The organism is Sphingobium fluviale (assembly GCF_004122115.1).
GTDB lineage: Bacteria > Pseudomonadota > Alphaproteobacteria > Sphingomonadales > Sphingomonadaceae > Sphingobium > Sphingobium fluviale.
This window is the reverse complement of the sequence record NZ_SBKP01000001.1, coordinates 426,927-444,413: the sequence shown is the minus strand read 5'-3', so window position 1 is coordinate 444,413 and position 17,487 is coordinate 426,927. Positions and strand designations below refer to the sequence as shown.

Annotated in this window: 11 protein-coding genes and 1 tRNA gene; 9 read left to right on the top strand and 3 right to left on the bottom strand. The window is 61.4% G+C overall.

Annotated features, from left to right (window positions below):
• Positions 1-86: 86 nt before the first annotated feature.
• Positions 87-173 (bottom strand) — tRNA-Leu (locus EQG66_RS02290).
• Between the two features lie 160 nt (positions 174-333).
• On the opposite strand from EQG66_RS02290, the gene EQG66_RS02285 reads away from it, so the two are divergent.
• The 5 genes from EQG66_RS02285 to gltB all read left to right on the top strand — a co-directional run bounded on the left by EQG66_RS02285 (position 334) and on the right by gltB (position 8,849).
• The gene (locus tag EQG66_RS02285) at positions 334-1,263 is read left to right on the top strand and encodes a complex I NDUFA9 subunit family protein (RefSeq protein WP_129402888.1); all 930 of its coding nucleotides are present in this window, start codon (positions 334-336) and stop codon (positions 1,261-1,263) included.
• A gap of 5 nt (positions 1,264-1,268) precedes the next feature.
• The gene (locus EQG66_RS02280; RefSeq protein WP_129402887.1) at positions 1,269-2,072 is read left to right on the top strand and encodes an undecaprenyl-diphosphate phosphatase; all 804 of its coding nucleotides are present in this window, start codon (positions 1,269-1,271) and stop codon (positions 2,070-2,072) included.
• A 175-nt stretch (positions 2,073-2,247) separates the two neighbouring features.
• The gene (locus EQG66_RS02275) at positions 2,248-3,705 is read left to right on the top strand and encodes an NAD(P)-dependent oxidoreductase (RefSeq protein ID WP_129402886.1); all 1,458 of its coding nucleotides are present in this window, start codon (positions 2,248-2,250) and stop codon (positions 3,703-3,705) included.
• Positions 3,702-4,319, top strand: coding sequence for a hypothetical protein (locus tag EQG66_RS02270; RefSeq protein ID WP_129402885.1), 618 nt, complete (start codon positions 3,702-3,704; stop codon positions 4,317-4,319). Before EQG66_RS02275 ends, EQG66_RS02270 begins: the two co-directional genes overlap by 4 nt.
• A 12-nt stretch (positions 4,320-4,331) precedes the next feature.
• Positions 4,332-8,849: a glutamate synthase large subunit gene (gltB, locus tag EQG66_RS02265; RefSeq protein WP_129402884.1), complete on the top strand. Its 4,518-nt coding sequence runs from the start codon at positions 4,332-4,334 to the stop codon at positions 8,847-8,849.
• Positions 8,850-8,968: 119 nt separating this feature from the next.
• Here the strand turns inward: gltB and EQG66_RS15245 are convergent, their stop codons facing one another.
• Both EQG66_RS15245 and EQG66_RS02260 read right to left on the bottom strand, forming a co-directional pair.
• The gene (locus EQG66_RS15245; RefSeq protein WP_164975560.1) at positions 8,969-9,130 is read right to left on the bottom strand and encodes a hypothetical protein; all 162 of its coding nucleotides are present in this window, start codon (positions 9,128-9,130) and stop codon (positions 8,969-8,971) included.
• A gap of 126 nt (positions 9,131-9,256) precedes the next feature.
• The gene (locus tag EQG66_RS02260; protein WP_129402883.1) at positions 9,257-10,855 is read right to left on the bottom strand and encodes an isocitrate lyase; all 1,599 of its coding nucleotides are present in this window, start codon (positions 10,853-10,855) and stop codon (positions 9,257-9,259) included.
• Positions 10,856-11,032: 177 nt separating this feature from the next.
• Here EQG66_RS02260 and EQG66_RS02255 point away from each other — a divergent pair, with 177 nt between their 5' ends.
• From EQG66_RS02255 to prsR, 4 genes are all read left to right on the top strand, one after another.
• Positions 11,033-12,427 (top strand): helix-turn-helix domain-containing protein, encoded by a 1,395-nt coding sequence (locus EQG66_RS02255; protein ID WP_129402882.1) that lies wholly within the window; start codon positions 11,033-11,035, stop codon positions 12,425-12,427.
• Between the two features lie 146 nt (positions 12,428-12,573).
• Positions 12,574-13,974 carry a TIGR03013 family XrtA/PEP-CTERM system glycosyltransferase gene (locus EQG66_RS02250; protein ID WP_129402881.1) on the top strand — a complete coding sequence of 467 codons (1,401 nt, stop codon included), beginning with the start codon at positions 12,574-12,576 and terminating at the stop codon, positions 13,972-13,974.
• A 12-nt stretch (positions 13,975-13,986) separates the two neighbouring features.
• Entirely contained in the window at positions 13,987-16,092 is a 2,106-nt protein-coding gene (gene prsK, locus EQG66_RS02245) for an XrtA/PEP-CTERM system histidine kinase PrsK (RefSeq protein ID WP_129402880.1), read from the top strand.
• Positions 16,092-17,471 carry a PEP-CTERM-box response regulator transcription factor gene (gene prsR / locus EQG66_RS02240; protein ID WP_129402879.1) on the top strand — a complete coding sequence of 460 codons (1,380 nt, stop codon included), beginning with the start codon at positions 16,092-16,094 and terminating at the stop codon, positions 17,469-17,471. Before prsK ends, prsR begins: the two co-directional genes overlap by 1 nt.
• The last annotated feature ends 16 nt before the right edge of the window (positions 17,472-17,487 follow it).

Below are 17,487 nucleotides of genomic sequence, written 5' to 3'. Positions count from 1 at the left end.
GGGACGATCCGGCACGATCCAAGGGCCAATTCCCTTGGATTTCTGCGGGTTTAATACACTTGCTGGGTTCTTCTGAGAAGAACAAATGGTGCCCAGAAGAGGACTCGAACCTCCACGCCCTTGCGAGCGCCAGCACCTGAAGCTGGTGCGTCTACCAATTCCGCCATCTGGGCACGGGGTAGGCGGCGCGCTTAGCCTTTCGGGCCGCCGCTTGTCAATCGCGCATCCCATAAAATTATCCCTTTCGCGCCATGTCTGCACACTGGGCCATTGTCTCGCGCGCGGCCATGGTGCATTGGCAGGGCAGGCATTTGCAAAGAGCAGGGTGATTTCATGCTGGTAACGGTTTTCGGCGGGGGCGGCTTTCTGGGGCGCTATGTGGCGCAGGAGCTGCTGGGCAGGGGTTTTCGCGTGCGCGTGGCAGAGCGCGATCCCGCCAACGCGCTGCGGGTAAAGCCGCTCGGCAATCTCGGCCAGAGCCAGCTTGTTCATGCGGATGTGCGCAATCCCGCCAGCGTGGCGCGCGCGGTCGCGGGTGCGGATGCGGTGGTCAATCTCGTCGCGGTGCTCAAGGGCGATATGGATGGCATCAACCACAAGGGCGCGGCCAATGTGGCGAAGGCGGCGGCGGAAGCGGGCGTGAAGACGCTGGTGCACATCTCGGCCATCGGGTCTGATGCGCAGAGCCAGTCTGCTTATGGTCGCTCGAAAGGGCAGGGCGAGCAGGCGGTGCGCGCGGCGTTCCCTGCGGCAACGCTCATCCGCCCGTCTATCCTGTTTGGGCGGGAGGATCAGTTCACCAACCGCTTCGCCAACCTCATCCGCATGGCGCCAGTGCTGCCGATCATCGCGGGGGAAACGAAATTTCAGCCGGTTTATGTTGTCGATGTTGCGCGCGGCATAGCGACGGCGGTGGCGGATGCGGCCGCGCATGCGGGCAAGACCTATGAGCTGGGTGGGCCGCAGGTGATGAGCATGGCGCAGATCAATGCTTGGCTGGCGGACGCCATTGGCCACAAGCCCACGATGCTCGCGATGCCGGCCTGTGCATCGGAATGGCTGGCGCGCCTCACCGGCTGGCTGCCCGCCGCGCCGATCACGCTCGATCAGTGGCGCATGCTGCAATCGGACAATGTGGTCGCGCCCAAGGCGAAAGGGCTGACCGATCTGGGCGTATCGCCCACGCCGCTTGCCGCCGTGGCGGACCAGTGGCTGGTGCAATATCGCAAGCACGGCCGCTTCACCGCGCGCTCCAAGGCCTGAACCGCATGGCCGAGGATATTGCGACGCCCATCATATTGGGCATTGTCGAGGGTGTGACGGAATATCTTCCCGTCTCCTCTACCGGGCACCTGATCCTCGCGACCGAGTTGCTGGGATATAACGCCGAGAAATGGGCGCTGTTCAACATAGCGATCCAGCCGGGCGCGATTTTGGCGATTTTGGTGCTCTATTGGCGCACCTTCTGGGCAGTGTTGATCGGCATGATGAAGGCGGAGCGGCATGCCTTCGCGTTCGTCATCAACCTGCTGCTCGCCTTCATCCCGGCGGTGGTGCTGGGGCTGGCCTTTGGCGATGTGATTGAGCTGTTGCTCGAAAATGCCGTGGTGGTGGCGTGGGCGCTCATTATTGGCGGTTTCGCAATCCTGTGGGTGGAGCGGATCGCCAGGCCCAGGCATGCGGGCGGCATCGCGGATGTGGGCGCGCGCACGTCGCTGCTGATCGGGCTGGTGCAGTGCATCGCGATGATTCCGGGCGTCAGCCGTTCGGGCGCGACGATATTGGGCGCGATGGCCTTTGGCGTGGAGCGCAGGACTGCGGCGGAGTTCAGCTTCTTCCTCGCGGTGCCAACGCTCAGCGGCGCGACCGCGCTCCAGCTCTACAAGCATGGCGCAGAGCTGACGAACGACGATATGCAGGCGATCGGCATCGGTTTCGTTGTGTCGTTCATCGTCGCGCTGCTGGTGGTGAAGGGGTTCGTTGCGGTGGTGAGCCGCATCGGCTTTGCGCCGTTCGCCTGGTATCGGATAGTGGCGGGCGCGGCGGCTTTGGTGTGGCTGGGGATGCGATAGATCCGAAACGGTCTTATTATCCCACTGCGATGCGACGGGATGTGGTGCGTAGCCGCTGGCAGAATCGCAAATAGGTAATAATAACTTACCTAAATCGCATTTTTCGCGTGACTTTCGCGGAAAACATGCCTATGTGCGCGGCTCCACCCGAAAGGTAAGCAGGAGCTTGAGTGTTATGGGCGACAATCCCATGCTGAAATTCGTCGGCACCGCGCAGGATTATCCCTCCAAGCGCACGGCCAGCGAGCGCGCCCATGATTTCACCGAGATTTCCAGGTCTTTCCACGTGGAAAAAGCCGAGGAGCAAGCCTCGCGCTGCTCGCAGTGCGGCGTGCCTTATTGCTCCACCCATTGCCCGCTGCACAATCATATCCCGGACTGGCTGCGCCTCACCGCCGAAGGGCGGCTGCGCGAAGCCTATGAGCTGAGCAACGCCACCTCGACCATGCCGGAAATCTGCGGACGCATCTGCCCGCAGGACCGGCTGTGCGAAGGCAACTGCGTCATCGAGTTTTCGGGCCACGGTTCCGTCACCATCGGCTCGGTCGAAAAGTTCATCACCGATACCGCGTGGAAGGAAGGCTGGGTCGAGCCGCTGGTTCCCGGCAAGCCCACCGGCCAGTCCGTCGGCATCATCGGCGCGGGTCCGGCCGGGCTGACCACGGCGGAATATCTGCGCGCGGCGGGGCATGAGGTTCACGTCTATGACCGGCATGACCGCGCGGGCGGCCTGCTGACTTATGGCATCCCCGGCTTCAAGCTGGAGAAGGACGTCGTCATGCGCCGCGTCCAGCGCCTCAAGGACGGCGGCATCGTGTTTCACGAGGGCTTCGAGGTCGGCCGCGATGTCACGCTGGAGGAGCTGCGGCAAAGGCACGACGCGATCCTCATCGCCACCGGCGTCTACAAGGCGCGCGATATCAAGGCGCCGGGCGTGGGCGCGCCGGGCGTTGTCGCCGCGCTGGACTATCTGATCGCCTCCAACCGCGCGAGCTTTGGTGATGATGTGCCGGGCCATGCGGACGGCAGCCTGCTGGCGAAGGACAAGCATGTCGTCGTCATCGGCGGCGGCGACACGGCGATGGACTGCGTGCGCACGGCTGTCCGGCAAGGCGCGAAGTCGGTCAAGTGCCTCTACCGGCGGGATCGGGACAATATGCCCGGCTCGCAGCGCGAGGTGCAGAACGCCGAAGAAGAAGGCGTCGAGTTCGTATGGCTCTCCGCGCCGGTGGCGTTCGAGGGGGTCGATCATGTGTCCGGCGTCAAAGCGGTGAGGATGCGCCTCGGCCAACCGGATGCCAGCGGACGCCGCGCGCCGGAGCCGGAGCCGGGCAGCGAGTTCACGCTGGAGGCGGACCTCGTCATCAAGGCGCTGGGTTATGACCCCGAAGAGCTGCCCAAGCTGTTCGGATCGCAGGACCTCTCCGTTACCCGCTGGGGCACGCTGCGCGTCGATCACAAGAGCATGATGACTTCAGTTGACGGCGTGTTCGCGGCAGGAGACATCGTGCGTGGCGCAAGCCTCGTCGTCTGGGCCATCCGCGACGGCCGCGATGTGACCGAGCATATGCATCGCTATCTCAAGGCGAAGGCCAAGGCGGGGGTACATGCGCAGGAAAGGGAGCTGGCGTGAGACATATCTTTCTTTGGTCGCTACTGGGCTGTTTCTTCACGCAAGCACCTTTATATGCCCAATCTTTGTCCGCCACCGTGCCAAGCGAAAATGCGAAAGAATTAGCAAGACTGGTCAATCCAGACTCTCTCGTGCCTCCGGCGCGTTCTGACAAAGACTGGTCAAGGTTGGCGCAGGAAACGCTGTACAACCATCACATTGCCACTGATGGGGCAGATAACGAAATTCTCGCCTCTCAGCCCTGTGACCACAGTGTGCCGGAATGTGAAAATGTTGAAAAAGAAGTAGCGGCTAAGTTTATCAAAGATCGAAAGGCGTTTGACCAACGTGTGGCTCAACACTTTTATGCGCTGCATTTTGAACGAACGATGTCTCAAGATCAAATCAGCGCTGGTATAAAGTTCTTAAGAACAGTTGAAGGTAAGGCGTTGGCTTCAGCAATGTTGAGCGTTTTATCCGAGCTGACATACCTCGACTTGGCCAGCAATCCAGTTGGGCAATGGGATGACGCTCCATACATTAAAGAGTTTCGACAACGCACTTTGAACCTACCTAGAGATCCAATGCGCGGTCGCATCACACCTCCACCTCCGCCACCCTATCCCGTGCGCTAGGAGACCTATAAAATGACCAACGAATCCGAACGCCTCCGCCTCGCCGAAGTCGGCATGTATCGCCCGGAGTTCGAGTCCGATGCCTGCGGTGTCGGCCTTGTCGCCGCGACGGATGGCAAGCCCAGCCGCCGGGTCGTCGTCTCGGCCATCGATGCGCTCAAGGCAGTGTGGCATCGCGGCGCGGTCGATGCCGATGGCAAGACCGGCGACGGTGCGGGCATCCATGTCGATCTGCCGGTGCGCTTCTTTGACGACGCCATCGCCGCATCCGGCCACAAGCCGCTGCCCAATCGCCTTGCCGTCGGCATGATCTTTCTGCCGCGCACCGATCTGGGCGCGCAAGAAATGTGCCGCACCATCGTCGAGAGCGAGATCATTGCTGCGGGCTATACCATTTATGGCTGGCGTCAGGTGCCGGTCGATGTCTCCGTCATAGGCGAGAAGGCGCAGCGTACCCGCCCCGAAATCGAGCAGATCATGATCGCCGGGCCGATGCCCGAAGCGCAGGATATGGCGGAGTTTGAGAAGGAGCTGTATCTCATCCGCCGCAGGATCGAGAAGCAGGTCGTCGCCGCGCAGATCAACGACTTCTATGTCTGCAGCCTGTCGTGCCGCTCGATCATCTACAAGGGTCTGTTCCTCGCGGAGAGCCTGTCGGTCTTTTACCCGGACCTGACGGATGTGCGGTTCGAGAGCAGGGTGGCGATCTTTCATCAGCGCTATTCTACCAACACATTTCCGCAGTGGTGGCTGGCCCAGCCATTCCGCACGCTCGCCCACAATGGCGAGATAAATACCATTCGCGGCAACAAGAACTGGATGAAAAGCCACGAGATCAAGATGGCGGCACTGGCTTTTGGCGAGCGGTCCGAGGACATCAAGCCGGTGATCCCGGCGGGCGCGTCTGACACCGCCGCGCTCGATGCCGTGTTCGAAGCGATCTGCCGCGCCGGGCGCGATGCGCCGACGACCAAGCTGATGCTGGTGCCCGAAGCCTGGCAGGCGGGAGATGACCTGCCGCAGCCGCATAAGGATATGTATAATTACCTCGCCTCCGTGATGGAGCCGTGGGATGGCCCCGCCGCACTCGCCATGACGGATGGCCGCTGGGCCGTGGCAGGCGTGGACCGCAATGCACTGCGCCCGCTGCGCTATACTCTAACGTCCGACAACCTGCTGATCGTGGGTTCCGAGACCGGCATGGTCGTCGTGCCGGAATCGAGCGTGATCGAGAAGGGCCGTATGGGTCCGGGCCAGATGCTGGCGGTCGATCTGGCCGAGGGTAAGGTCTATACCGACCGCGCGATCAAGGATCGCATCGCGGCGGAGCGGCCCTATGGCGAGATGGTGAAGGGCTTCCGCGGACTAGCGGACCTGCCCGGCCCGGCAGATGATGCGCGCCCGGTCTATGACAGGGCTGACCTCGTCAAGCGCCAGATCGCGGCTAACATGACGCTGGAGGATATGGAGCTCCTTCTCTCGCCTATGGTGGAAGATGCGAAGGAAGCGGTCGGCTCGATGGGCGATGACACTCCCCTTGCCGTGATTTCCGACAAGCCGCGCACCGTCAGCCACTTCTTCCGCCAGAATTTCAGTCAAGTCACGAACCCGCCGATCGACTCATTGCGTGAACGCCATGTGATGAGTCTCAGAACGCGTTTCTCCAACCTCGCCAACATATTGGAGGAAGGTTCGCAAAACGCGCATGTGCTTGTGCTGGATTCTCCGGTGTTGTCTTGCGCGGATTGGAGCCGATTGAAGGCTGCGTTCGGCAAGGCGGTGGCAGAGATCGACTGCACCTATCCGGCGGACAGCGGCGCTGACGGGCTGCGAGCCGCCATTGCGCGCATTCGCGATGAGGCGGAGCAAGCCGTGCGCGCTGGGCAGAGCGAGCTGTTCCTGACGGACGAAGCAATAGGGCCAGAGCGGATCGGCATCGCTATGGTGCTGGCTGCCGCCGCTGTGCATACACATCTGGTGCGCAAGGGCTTGCGCTCCTATGCGTCAGTCAATGTCCGCTCGGCAGAGTGCCTTGATACGCATTATTTCGCGGTGTTGATCGGCGTTGGTGCCACCACGGTGAACGCGTATCTCGCGGAAGCCTCGATAGCGGATCGTCATGCGCGTGGCCTGTTTGGCGACATGAACCTCGACGCCTGCGTCGCCCGCTATCGCACTGCTGTGGATGAAGGCCTGCTCAAGATCATGTCGAAAATGGGCATCGCCGTCATCAGCAGCTATCGCGGCGGCTATAATTTCGAGGCCGTGGGTCTCTCCCGCGCGCTGGTGAATGATCTGTTCCCCGGCATGCCCTCGAAAATATCCGGTGAGGGGTATGCCTCGCTGCATTTCAGCGCGATGCTGAAGCACAAGGCGGCTTATGACAGTGCCGTGGCGCGCCTGCCTGTAGGTGGCTTCTATCGTCAGCGCGCTGGCGGCGAGGCGCATGCCTACAGTGCGCAACTCATGCACCTGCTCCAGACGGCGGTGGCGACGGATAGCTATTCCACCTACCTGCAATTTGCACGCGGGGTGAAGGATCTGCCTGCCGTGTATCTGCGCGATCTGCTGGAGTTCAACTACTCTAGCGAAGCCGTTCCGATCGACGAAGTCGAGGCGATCACCGAGATTCGCAAGCGCTTCGTGACGCCCGGCATGTCGCTGGGCGCACTCTCGCCAGAGGCGCACGAGACACTCGCCATTGCGATGAACCGCATCGGCGCGAAGGCGGTGTCCGGCGAGGGCGGCGAGGATTCGGCGCGCTTTAAGCCCTACGCCAATGGCGACAACGCCAATAGCAACATCAAGCAGATCGCCTCAGGCCGCTTTGGCGTAACGGCGGAGTATCTGGGTGCTTGCGAGGAGGTCGAGATCAAGGTCGCGCAGGGGGCAAAGCCCGGCGAGGGCGGCCAACTCCCCGGCTTCAAGGTGACTGAGTTCATCGCCCGCCTGCGTCATTCGACGCCGGGTGTGACGCTGATCTCGCCGCCGCCGCATCATGACATCTATTCAATCGAGGATCTGGCGCAGCTCATCTATGACCTGAAGCAGATCAACCCGCGCGCACGGGTCTGCGTCAAGCTTGTCAGCCAGTCCGGCATCGGCACGGTGGCAGCGGGTGTTGCGAAGGCGCATGCGGATGTGATCCTCGTCTCCGGCAACGTTGGCGGCACAGGCGCATCCCCGCAGACGAGCATCAAGTTCGCCGGCCTGCCGTGGGAGATGGGTCTTGCCGAGGCCAATCAGGTGCTCACCCTGAATGGCCTGCGCCATCGGGTCAAACTGCGTACAGACGGCGGCCTCAAGACGGGGCGGGACATTGTCATTGCCGCGATCCTCGGCGCAGAGGAGTTCGGTATCGGCACGCTGGCGCTGGTCGCTATGGGCTGCATCATGGTGCGCCAGTGCCACAGCAACACCTGCCCGGTCGGTGTGTGCGTGCAAGACGAGCGCCTGCGTGCCAAGTTCACCGGCACGCCGGAGAAGGTTATCAACCTCATGACCTTCATTGCTGAGGAAGTGCGTGAGATTTTGGCCCGGCTGGGTGTACGCAGCCTTGATGAGGTGGTCGGCCGCACAGAGCTGCTCCGGCAGGTTAATCGTGGTGCGGATCATCTGGACGACCTCGATCTCAACCCGATCCTCGCCAAAGTCGATGCGCCGGATGCTCATCGCCGGTTCAATATCCCTACCCATCGCAACGAGGTGCCGGACAGTCTCGATGCCCAGATTCTTGGCGATGCCAAGGCGGTGTTTGACCGGGGCGAGAAGATGCAACTCACCTACACGGTGCGCAACACGCATCGCGCGGTGGGCACGCGTTTCTCCGCGCGCATTACAGAGACGTTCGGCATGAACGCGCTGGCCGATGGTCATGTTCATATCCGTCTGCGCGGCTCTGCGGGGCAATCGCTGGGCGCGTTCCTGTGCAAGGGCGTGACGCTGGAGGTGTTCGGCGATGCCAATGACTATGTCGGCAAGGGGCTGTCAGGCGGTATCATCGCGGTGCGACCGATGGTCAGCTCGCCGCTCGAAAGCCAGAACAACACCATCATCGGCAATACTGTGCTCTATGGCGCAACGGCAGGCAAGCTGTTTGCGGCGGGGCAGGCGGGCGAGCGCTTCGCCGTGCGCAACTCTGGCGCGCAGGTGGTGGTAGAGGGCTGCGGCGCCAATGGCTGTGAGTACATGACCGGCGGCACTGCCGTGATCCTGGGCAAGGTTGGCGCGAATTTCGGCGCTGGCATGACCGGCGGCATGGCCTTCGTGCTGGATGATGACGGCAGCTTCGCCGCGCATGCCAACCCGGAAAGCATCGTCTGGCAGAGGCTGGACAGCGCCCATTGGGGAGGCGTGCTGCGAGATTTGATTGAAGAGCATGTCGAGAGGACGGGCAGCAAATGGTCTGCCGCGCTGTTGGAGGACTGGGAGCGCCGTCGCGGGCAGTTCTGGCAGGTTTGCCCCAAGGAGATGATTGCGCGGCTTGCTCAGCCACTGAGCGACCGGCCAGAGGTTGAGGCGGCGGAGTAGGCCTCGCTCCTCTCGCCGTTGCGCGTACCATATAAATGACCCGCCGCAGCCTGTTCAAGGCTGCGACGGGTCAAGACTTTCCTCCCCAGGAAAGATCGTGTCCGAGAGGGTCTGCGTGATTAGCTCAGGCGGCCCAGGCGGTGATAGAGGTTGGCGAACTTGGAAGAACGCGGATCGTCCTGAATTTTCTTGATGTAGTCCGCCACGGCTTCCTTCATCAGCTCAAAATCCTCGGTCGAAAAGACTGCACGTGAGCGTGCTGGTGTCGGCTGTTCGTCCATCGCTATTCTCCTGTGTGATGGTAGGATGGTTGGTGATTACCATCCCACATTATCATCAATTTTTGTCTATGCGAACCGGTCTGCCTGACTTTTTAGGCTGCGGCGAACTGGTTCCCACCGTGGCCTTTAGGCCGCGGCGAACTGATTCATCGTGTTATCCTTGCCCGCTGCCTTGAGGGCGGCTTCACCGGCGAAATACTCCTTGTGATCGTCGCCGATGTCGGAGCCGGACATGTTCTGATGCTTCACGCAGGCGATGCCCTGACGGATTTCCTGACGCTGTACGCCCAGAACATAACCCAGCATGCCAGAATCGCCAAAATATTCCTTGGCGAGGTTGTCGGTGCTTAGCGCCGCCGTGTGATAGGTCGGCAGGGTGATGAGGTGGTGGAAGATCCCCGCCTGTGCCGCCGCATCCTTCTGGAAAGTACGGATGCGCTCATCCGCCTCGGCAGACAGCTCGCTGCTGTCATAATCCACGCTCATCAGCTTTGCACGGTCATAGGCCGACATATCGCGTCCTTCGGCTGTCCAGGCATCGAACACCTGCTGGCGGAAGTTCAGCGTCCAGTTGAAGCTGGGGCTGTTGTTATAGACCAGCTTGGCGTTGGGGATGACCTCGCGGATGCGGTTCACCATGCCACCGATCTGGCCGATATGCGGCTTCTCGGTTTCGATCCACAGCAGGTCCGCGCCGTTTTGCAGCGAGGTGATGCAATCGAGCACGCAGCGGTCCTCGCCGGTTCCGGAGCGGAACTGGAACAGGTTGCTGGGCAGGCGCTTCGGGCGCATCAGCTTGCCGTCGCGGGCGATCAGCACATCGCCGTGGCCGACGTTGGAGGGGTCAACCTCGTCGCAGTCGAGGAAGCTGTTATACTGGTCGCCGATGTCGCCCGGCTCTTTCACATAAGCGATCTGTTTAGTGAGGCCGGCGCCGAGGCTGTCGGTGCGCGCAACGATGACGCCATCGTCAACGCCCAGCTCAAGGAAGGCATAGCGGACTGCGCGGATCTTCGCGAGGAAGTCCTCGTGCGGCACCGTGACCTTGCCGTCCTGGTGGCCGCACTGCTTTTCATCCGAAACCTGGTTCTCGATCTGGATGCAGCAGGCGCCCGCCTCGATGAATTTCTTGGCGAGGAGGTAGGTCGCCTCGGCGTTGCCGAAGCCCGCGTCGATGTCTGCGATGATCGGAACGACGTGCGTCTCGTAATTGTCGATGGCATGCTCGATCTGCTTGGCCTTGACCTGATCGCCCGACTCGCGCGCCGCGTCGAGATCACGGAACATCATGCCCAGCTCGCGCGCATCGGCCTGCTTCAGGAACGTGTACAGCTCCTCGATCAGGTCTGAGACAGAGGTCTTCTCGTGCATCGACTGATCGGGCAGGGGGCCGAACTCGCTACGCAGCGCGGCGACCATCCAGCCGGAGAGGTAGAGGTAACGGCGCTTGGTGGTGCCGAAGTGCTTCTTGATCGAAATCAGCTTCTGTTGGCCGATGAAACCGTGCCAGCAGCCCAGCGACTGGGTGTAGTTGGCGGGGTCGGCGTCATAGGCGGCCATGTCAGCGCGCATGATCTTCGCGGTGTATTTTGCGATATCGAGGCCGGTGTTGAAGCGGTTTTGCAGCTTCATGCGCGCGGCGGACTCGGCGCTGATGCCGTCCCACGGCGCGCCGTTGCTCTGGATCAGGCTGCCGGCCTTTGCGATTGTTTCCTGGTAGGACATGGATGCCTCCTTCACGCTGGATAAGTGTCTTTATAGGGCGCGTTATGCTGCCCTTGGTTGCGATGGTGCGCCGCAACATGGATTTGCGCTATCATTTTTGTAAAAAATATTGGCAATATAGTCGGATTTGTGGTAGTTAATTCTGTAAAGTTGTAAATATATTTACAGGATTTACGAATGGCTGAGCGCAAGATCTATGCAGGGCACGCCGTTAAGCGGCTGCGGCGTACAGCGGGTTTGACGCAGGTGGCACTGGCTGACGTGTTGGAGATTTCCCCCAGCTATCTGAACCTGGTCGAGAAGAACCAGCGGCCCCTTTCCGCCGCCCTGATGCTGCGGCTGGCCGAGCGGTTTGACTTTGATCCCCGCAAGCTTGGCGGCGACGCACCCGGCGGGGGAGTGGAAGGAATAAGGCGCCGTCTCGCTGACCCTCTCTTCGTGGATATAGCCATCGATAAAGCGGAGGTTGAGGAGTGGCTTGCCGCCGCGCCTGCCGGGGTGGAGGCGTTTGCGCGCGCGTTTGATCGCATGGGAGAGGGCGGCGCGCCGTCTGCTGCCTCAGTAGAAGCGCTACCGGTGATGAAGGTGCGGCGCGAGATCGAGCGCTGGCGCAATCATTTCCCGGATCTCGACGCGCAGGCAGAAGCCATGGCTGATGACTTACGCATAGCGACAGGCGATCTATACGGGGGCCTTGCAGAGCGTCTGCGCCAGAAGCATCAGCTCGCCATCCGCATATTGCCTACCGACGTGATGCCAGATCATGTGCGCCGGCTCGATTTGCATGCGCGCCAGCTCCAGCTTTCAGAGATGCTCGACAGCGCCTCGCGCACCTTCCACGCAGCCTTCTTGATTGCAGAGCTGGAGGCGCGGGCCGAAATCGACGCGCTGGTCCATGGCGCGGCGTTTGCGGATCGTCATGCGGAGCGCCTGTTCCGCCGCCACCTCACCAGCTATTTTGCCGCCGCGATCATGATGCCTTATGAACGCTTTTTGCGCGCCTGCGAGGCGAGCGGCTATGATCCGCTGCTGCTCCAGCGTCGTTTTGGTGCGGGTTATGAGCAGGTGGCACATCGGTTGACGACGCTCCAGCGTGTAGGCGCCCGTGGGCTCCCGTTCTTCATGGTGCGGATCGACCGGGCAGGGCAATCGTCCAAGCGCTATACCGGGGCGTCGGCCGCGCCTATGGTGGAAGCGGATAGCCGCTGCCCGCTCTGGGCTATCCACAGCGCGTTCGACCGGCCTGGAGAAATCGCGGCGCAACTGGTAGAGCTGGAAGACGGCGAACGCTGGTTTACTTTGAACCGAACCGTTGCGGGGCAGAGCGCGGGCTTACGCGCAGGGCAGGCGATTTTTTCCATCGCGCTGGGGTTGAAGGCCGATTATGCCCGGCCCCTGCTCCATGCACGCGGGCTTGATCTGGACAAGGGCGACGCCCAGCCGATCGGCCTTGGCTGCGTCTCCTGCACCCGCCCAACCTGCGCCCAACGCAGCGCCCCGCCACGCGGACGCGCGCTCCGCTTCAACGAGCGGGAGCGAGGCCTGACACCGTTCGAATTTGCGGCGGATTGATCACGCTGGGGGTGCCCCCAATTGTAAAAAATTCCGTCACCGTTCAACAATTGTTCGTGAATTTGCGCCATAGCTCCTAACCCTGTCGGGAAATCTTACAGCGGGCTGCCGCAGTGTAAGATATTCTCGAAAGTGGGTGAGAGGGCATGGTTCGGATTTTCAAACATTATGTGCCGCATGCGGTGCTGCTGGTGGGCCTGCTCGATTTCGTGCTGCTGATCTGTGCGGCGGAGGCGGCGTGGGTTATCCGTGCCCAGCAAATCCACATGGAGGTGGACTATATCTTCAACCGTGCGGTGCCGCTGCTCGGCTTCGCGGCGGCGCTGCAGGCGGCGATGGTCGCGGTCGGGGTATATAGTACGGAATCACTGCAATCGCTGCGCTATTCAGTGGCGCGGGTGCTGGTGGCGGTGTCGCTGGGGGTGATCCTTCACAGCGTCCTCTATTTCATGCTGCCGGGAATGGTGCTGTGGCGCTCCAACACCCTGTACGCGATGGTGCTGGCAACCGCAGCGCTGATCGGCTCCAGAGTGCTGCTCAGTTCCATCTTTGGTGGCGAGGTATTTCGCCGTCGCATCATTGTGCTGGGCGCGGGCGATCGGGCCAACCGTATTCGCCAGCTAGAGAAGCGCCCCGGCGGCAGCTTTTTCGTCGTCAGCTATATTTCCATGCGCGATAGTGAGAAGGGAAGCGAGCATGTGATCGAGGAGGCGATCCCGCGCAAGGCGATCCACAACCTTGCGGACTATGTCGTCCGGCTGGGCGCCAGCGAAGTGATCCTCGCCCTTCAGGAGCGGCGCAATGCTGTGCCGATGGAGGACTTGCTGCGGATCAAGACCACCGGCGTGCATGTGAACGATTTGTCGACCTTTCTGGAACGCGAGACGGGGCGCGTCGATCTGGACAGCGTCAACCCAAGCTGGCTGATCTTTTCCGACGGCTTTTCGTCTGGCCGCCGCCTTTCGACCATTTCCAAGCGACTGTTTGATCTAATCGTGAGCGCGATCCTGCTGGTGCTGACCGCGCCGCTGATTGCCTTCGCGGCGATCCTTGTGAAGCTCGACAGCAAGGGGCCGGCTTTTTATCGCCAGAAGCGGGTTGGCCTGTATGGCGTGGAGTTCTGGATTACCAAGCTGCGCACCATGCGCACCGATGCCGAGGTGGACGGGCAGGCGGTGTGGGCCGAAAAGGACGATCCGCGTATCACACGGCTCGGCTACTGGCTGCGCAAGCTGCGGATAGACGAGCTGCCGCAGTGCTGGGTAGTGCTGAAAGGCGATATGAGCTTCGTTGGCCCCCGGCCAGAGCGGATGCAGTTTGTCAAGGATCTGGAAAAGGACCTGCGTTTCTACGCTGAGCGGCACATGGTGAAGCCGGGTATTACTGGCTGGGCGCAGATTAATTATCCTTATGGCGCCAGCCTTGAGGATGCGCGCCACAAGCTCGAATATGATCTCTATTACGCCAAGAATTACACGCCGTTTCTGGACCTTTTGATCCTGCTCCAGACCGTGCGTGTGATTCTCTGGCATGATGGCGCGCGTTAGGCGGGGCAAAGCATGAGCCCAACGCTCCTCTTTTTCGGCGATTGGGGGCATGCCCTCGCTGCCGGGCTGTTTGCGGCGCTCACAATATGGATCGGCAGGCGCTTCGCCATGCAGCAAGCTGGCAAGCTGCTGGTCGTCGCGCTAGCGCTCACATCGACATGGCTGCTGTCCGTGGCGTTTGCCGGCGTCGACCGGCTTGAGACCGGCATATTGGAGAGCCTGCGCAACTGCAGTTGGCTGGTGTGTCTGTTCGTGCTTCCCGCGCAGTTCGGCCACCGGGCTTCGCGGCAGGCTCGCGGCGCAAGGCCGCTGTATCTGGTGTTGGCGTTACTTCTTATTGCGCAATCTGGGCTCGATATTCTTGCGAATATCAGGGCATCGGGCAGAATGGTGTTTGCCGGATCTTTCGAAAGCACAATCGTGCTGCGCATGCTGTGGGCAATCGGCGCGTTGCTGTTGACGCAGCGCATTTATACGGCGTGCAGTAAGCAGGTTCGCGCGACGATCGCGCCTGTCGCGGCCGCATTGGCCGCTATGTGGAGCTATGACCTTTTCCTTTACAGCACTGCTTTCAGCCGGGCAGAGGGGCTTACATCTCTGTTGTTCGCGTTGCGCGGGCTTAACATGGCAGCGTTGACGCCGGTGATCGCGCTTGTTGGGCACACCGGCCGCAGCGCTATAGTAGCTCCATCCCGTACGCTCGCGCTGCGTGGGCTGGGCGTGGCTATTGGGCTGGCGCTCGCGATGCTGATGCTCGGCGCGATGCTCGCACTGGATGATCTGGCTAGCCCAGTTGTAAAAGCGGTGGCGAGTGCTGCACTGTTTGTATCGGTTGCGGGGGGTCTGCTGTTTGTGCCGGCCACACGGCTGCATCGCGCGGCGAAGGTGCTGGCGACCAAGCATCTTTTCCGCCATCGCTATGACTATCGCGAACAATGGATGGCCTTTGCCGATACTCTGGGACGCGGCGCGGGTATGGGTGAAGCGGACGACATGCACAGTCGCGTCATTCGGGCGATGGCAGACATCACCCAGTCGTCTTGCGGGGTGCTGTTGCTCGCAGCAGACGAACCGGCGCAGTTTATGTGGCACACAGACTGGAACTGGAAGGGCGAGCACCCTCGCACCCTCCTATTCTCGCGCTCGATGGCTGACCAGATGCGAAGCAGAGGCTGGATCACTGACCTTGCAGAGGCGCGGAGCGGCGCAGACGATATACCCTTGTGGCTGCGCGATGAGCAGGCCGGTTGGGCCTTGGTTCCGCTGGTGCATTTCGATGAGCTGGTCGGTCTGATGCTGCTGGGGCATCCTCCTATCGTTCGTGCACTCGACTGGGAAGATTTTGATATGCTACGTGCCGCGGCCCGGCAAGTGGCAAGCTATTTATCGGAAGCGCGCGGGCAGGCGGCACTGGCGGAGGCACGGCGTTTCGAGGAGTTCAACCAGCGCTTTGCTTTCATCATGCACGATATCAAGAACCTTGTGAGCCAGATTGCGCTCACCGCCCGCAATGCAGAGCGTCATGCTGACAACCCTGCGTTTCGCGCGGATATGATCCTGACGCTTCAGGACTGCGCAGAGCGGATGAACACTCTGTTGGCAAGACTTTCAAAGCATGGTGGAGTTACCGAGCCTCTTGTTGCCGCAGATGTAGCGCTAGGCGATGTCCTGGTGTTGGTGGCAGGGCGCCATGGAGCAACCCATCCTGTCCTGATCGAGGGAGATCGCAACCTCCTTGTTTTCGCCAACAGATCAAGGCTGGAGCAGGTCATTGGCCATCTGCTCCAAAACGCGGTCGACGCGTCGGACCCTGCCTCTCCGGTTGTCCTGCGTGCCGAGGCGGAGGAAGGCAGTGTTGTGCTTCATGTCATCGACCATGGTTGTGGCATGAGCGCTGACTATGTACGCGACGAGCTGTTCCGGCCCTTTTCCTCCACAAAGCAAGGCGGCTTCGGCATTGGTGCCTATGAGGCGCGGGAGCTGGTGCGCACCATGGGCGGCAGTCTCGGCGTTACAAGCGCGCCAGGCAAGGGGACGACTTTTACACTTCGTTTGCCACTGGCCGATAAAACTGTTTCTTTGCCGCCTCTTGGCGGCGGCAGGGAAAGGGCCGCCTGATGCGTGACGCGACCGAGATCGAGACGCGCCCGAAGCTGTTGATCGTTGAAGACGATCTTGGACTACAGCGCCAGTTGCGATGGGCGTATGAGGATGTGGACGTGGTGTGTGCTTCGTCGCGCGCCGAGGCGATAGAGATGCTGCGTGCGCATGAGCCGGATGTGGTGACACTTGATCTTGGCCTGCCGCCTGATCCCGATGGCACCAGTGAAGGCTTTGCGACGCTTGCGGAAATATTGGCGCTCAAGCCCGACACCAGAGTGATTGTAGCGTCTGGTCATGGTGCGCGCGAAAGTGCCCTGCGCGCGATCGCATCTGGCGCGTGGGACTTTTATCAGAAGCCGATCGATATAGACACGCTGGGCATGATCGTGCGCCGCGCTTTTCATGTGCATGCGCTGGAGCGTGAAAATGCCCGCCTTGCTGCGCGCGGGGCAGGCGATGCGCCGGTGCTGGGCCGCATCATCACCGCCGCGCCGGAGATGCTCAAGGTAGCGCGGACCATCGAGCGGGTTGCGGCCGCCAATGTCTCCGTGATGCTGCTGGGTGCAAGCGGCACGGGCAAGGAGCTGTTGGCCCGCGGGCTTCATGACGCCAGCCAGAGCAAAGAGGGGGCTTTCATCGCGATCAACTGTGCGGCGATCCCGGAGACGCTGCTTGAGTCCGAGCTGTTCGGCCATGAGAAGGGCGCGTTCACAGGGGCGGTGAAGACCACGCCGGGCAAGATCGAGTTGGCGGAAGGCGGTACGCTCTTTCTGGACGAGGTGGGAGACATCCCGCTGCCGCTTCAGGTGAAGCTGCTGCGCTTTTTGCAGGAGCGGGTGGTCGAACGCATCGGCGGGCGGCAGCCCATCCCGGTCGATACCCGCATCGTTTGCGCCACCCACCAGAATCTGGAGGAGATGATCGCTGCGGGGTCATTCCGCGAGGATCTCTATTATCGCCTCGCCGAGATCGTCGTGCGCATCCCGTCGTTGGCGGAACGCGCTGGCGATGCGGTGTTGCTGGCGCGACATTTCCTCACCCGCTTTGCCGACGAGATGAAACGGCCAGCCACGGGCTTTGCGCCCGATGCGCTGGCCGCGCTCGATAGCTGGAACTGGCCCGGCAATGTGCGCGAGCTGGAAAACCGGATGAAGCGGGCGGTCATCATGGCGGACGGCAAGCTCATTACCGCGGCCGATCTCGATCTGATCCAGACAGAGGAAGCAGGCGGTAACATCCTCAACTTAAAGAGCGCACGCGAGGTGGCGGACCGCGCCGCCATATCCCGCGCGATTGCTCGCAGCCAGGGCAATATTTCCGGGGCGGCCAAGATGCTGGGTATCAGCCGCCCGACGCTCTACGATCTGATGCGCAATTATGATATCGGTTCGTAGAAGGCTTTTTCCATGT

Coding starts and splice junctions, on each gene's coding strand:
- EQG66_RS02285 (WP_129402888.1), top strand. CDS start 334: ATGCTGGTAACGGTTTTCGGCGGGGGCGGCTTTCTGGGGCGCTATGTG.
- EQG66_RS02280 (WP_129402887.1), top strand. CDS start 1,269: ATGGCCGAGGATATTGCGACGCCCATCATATTGGGCATTGTCGAGGGT.
- EQG66_RS02275 (WP_129402886.1), top strand. CDS start 2,248: ATGGGCGACAATCCCATGCTGAAATTCGTCGGCACCGCGCAGGATTAT.
- gltB (WP_129402884.1), top strand. CDS start 4,332: ATGACCAACGAATCCGAACGCCTCCGCCTCGCCGAAGTCGGCATGTAT.
- EQG66_RS15245 (WP_164975560.1), bottom strand. CDS start 9,130: ATGGACGAACAGCCGACACCAGCACGCTCACGTGCAGTCTTTTCGACC.
- EQG66_RS02260 (WP_129402883.1), bottom strand. CDS start 10,855: ATGTCCTACCAGGAAACAATCGCAAAGGCCGGCAGCCTGATCCAGAGC.
- EQG66_RS02255 (WP_129402882.1), top strand. CDS start 11,033: ATGGCTGAGCGCAAGATCTATGCAGGGCACGCCGTTAAGCGGCTGCGG.
- EQG66_RS02250 (WP_129402881.1), top strand. CDS start 12,574: ATGGTTCGGATTTTCAAACATTATGTGCCGCATGCGGTGCTGCTGGTG.
- prsK (WP_129402880.1), top strand. CDS start 13,987: ATGAGCCCAACGCTCCTCTTTTTCGGCGATTGGGGGCATGCCCTCGCT.
- prsR (WP_129402879.1), top strand. CDS start 16,092: ATGCGTGACGCGACCGAGATCGAGACGCGCCCGAAGCTGTTGATCGTT.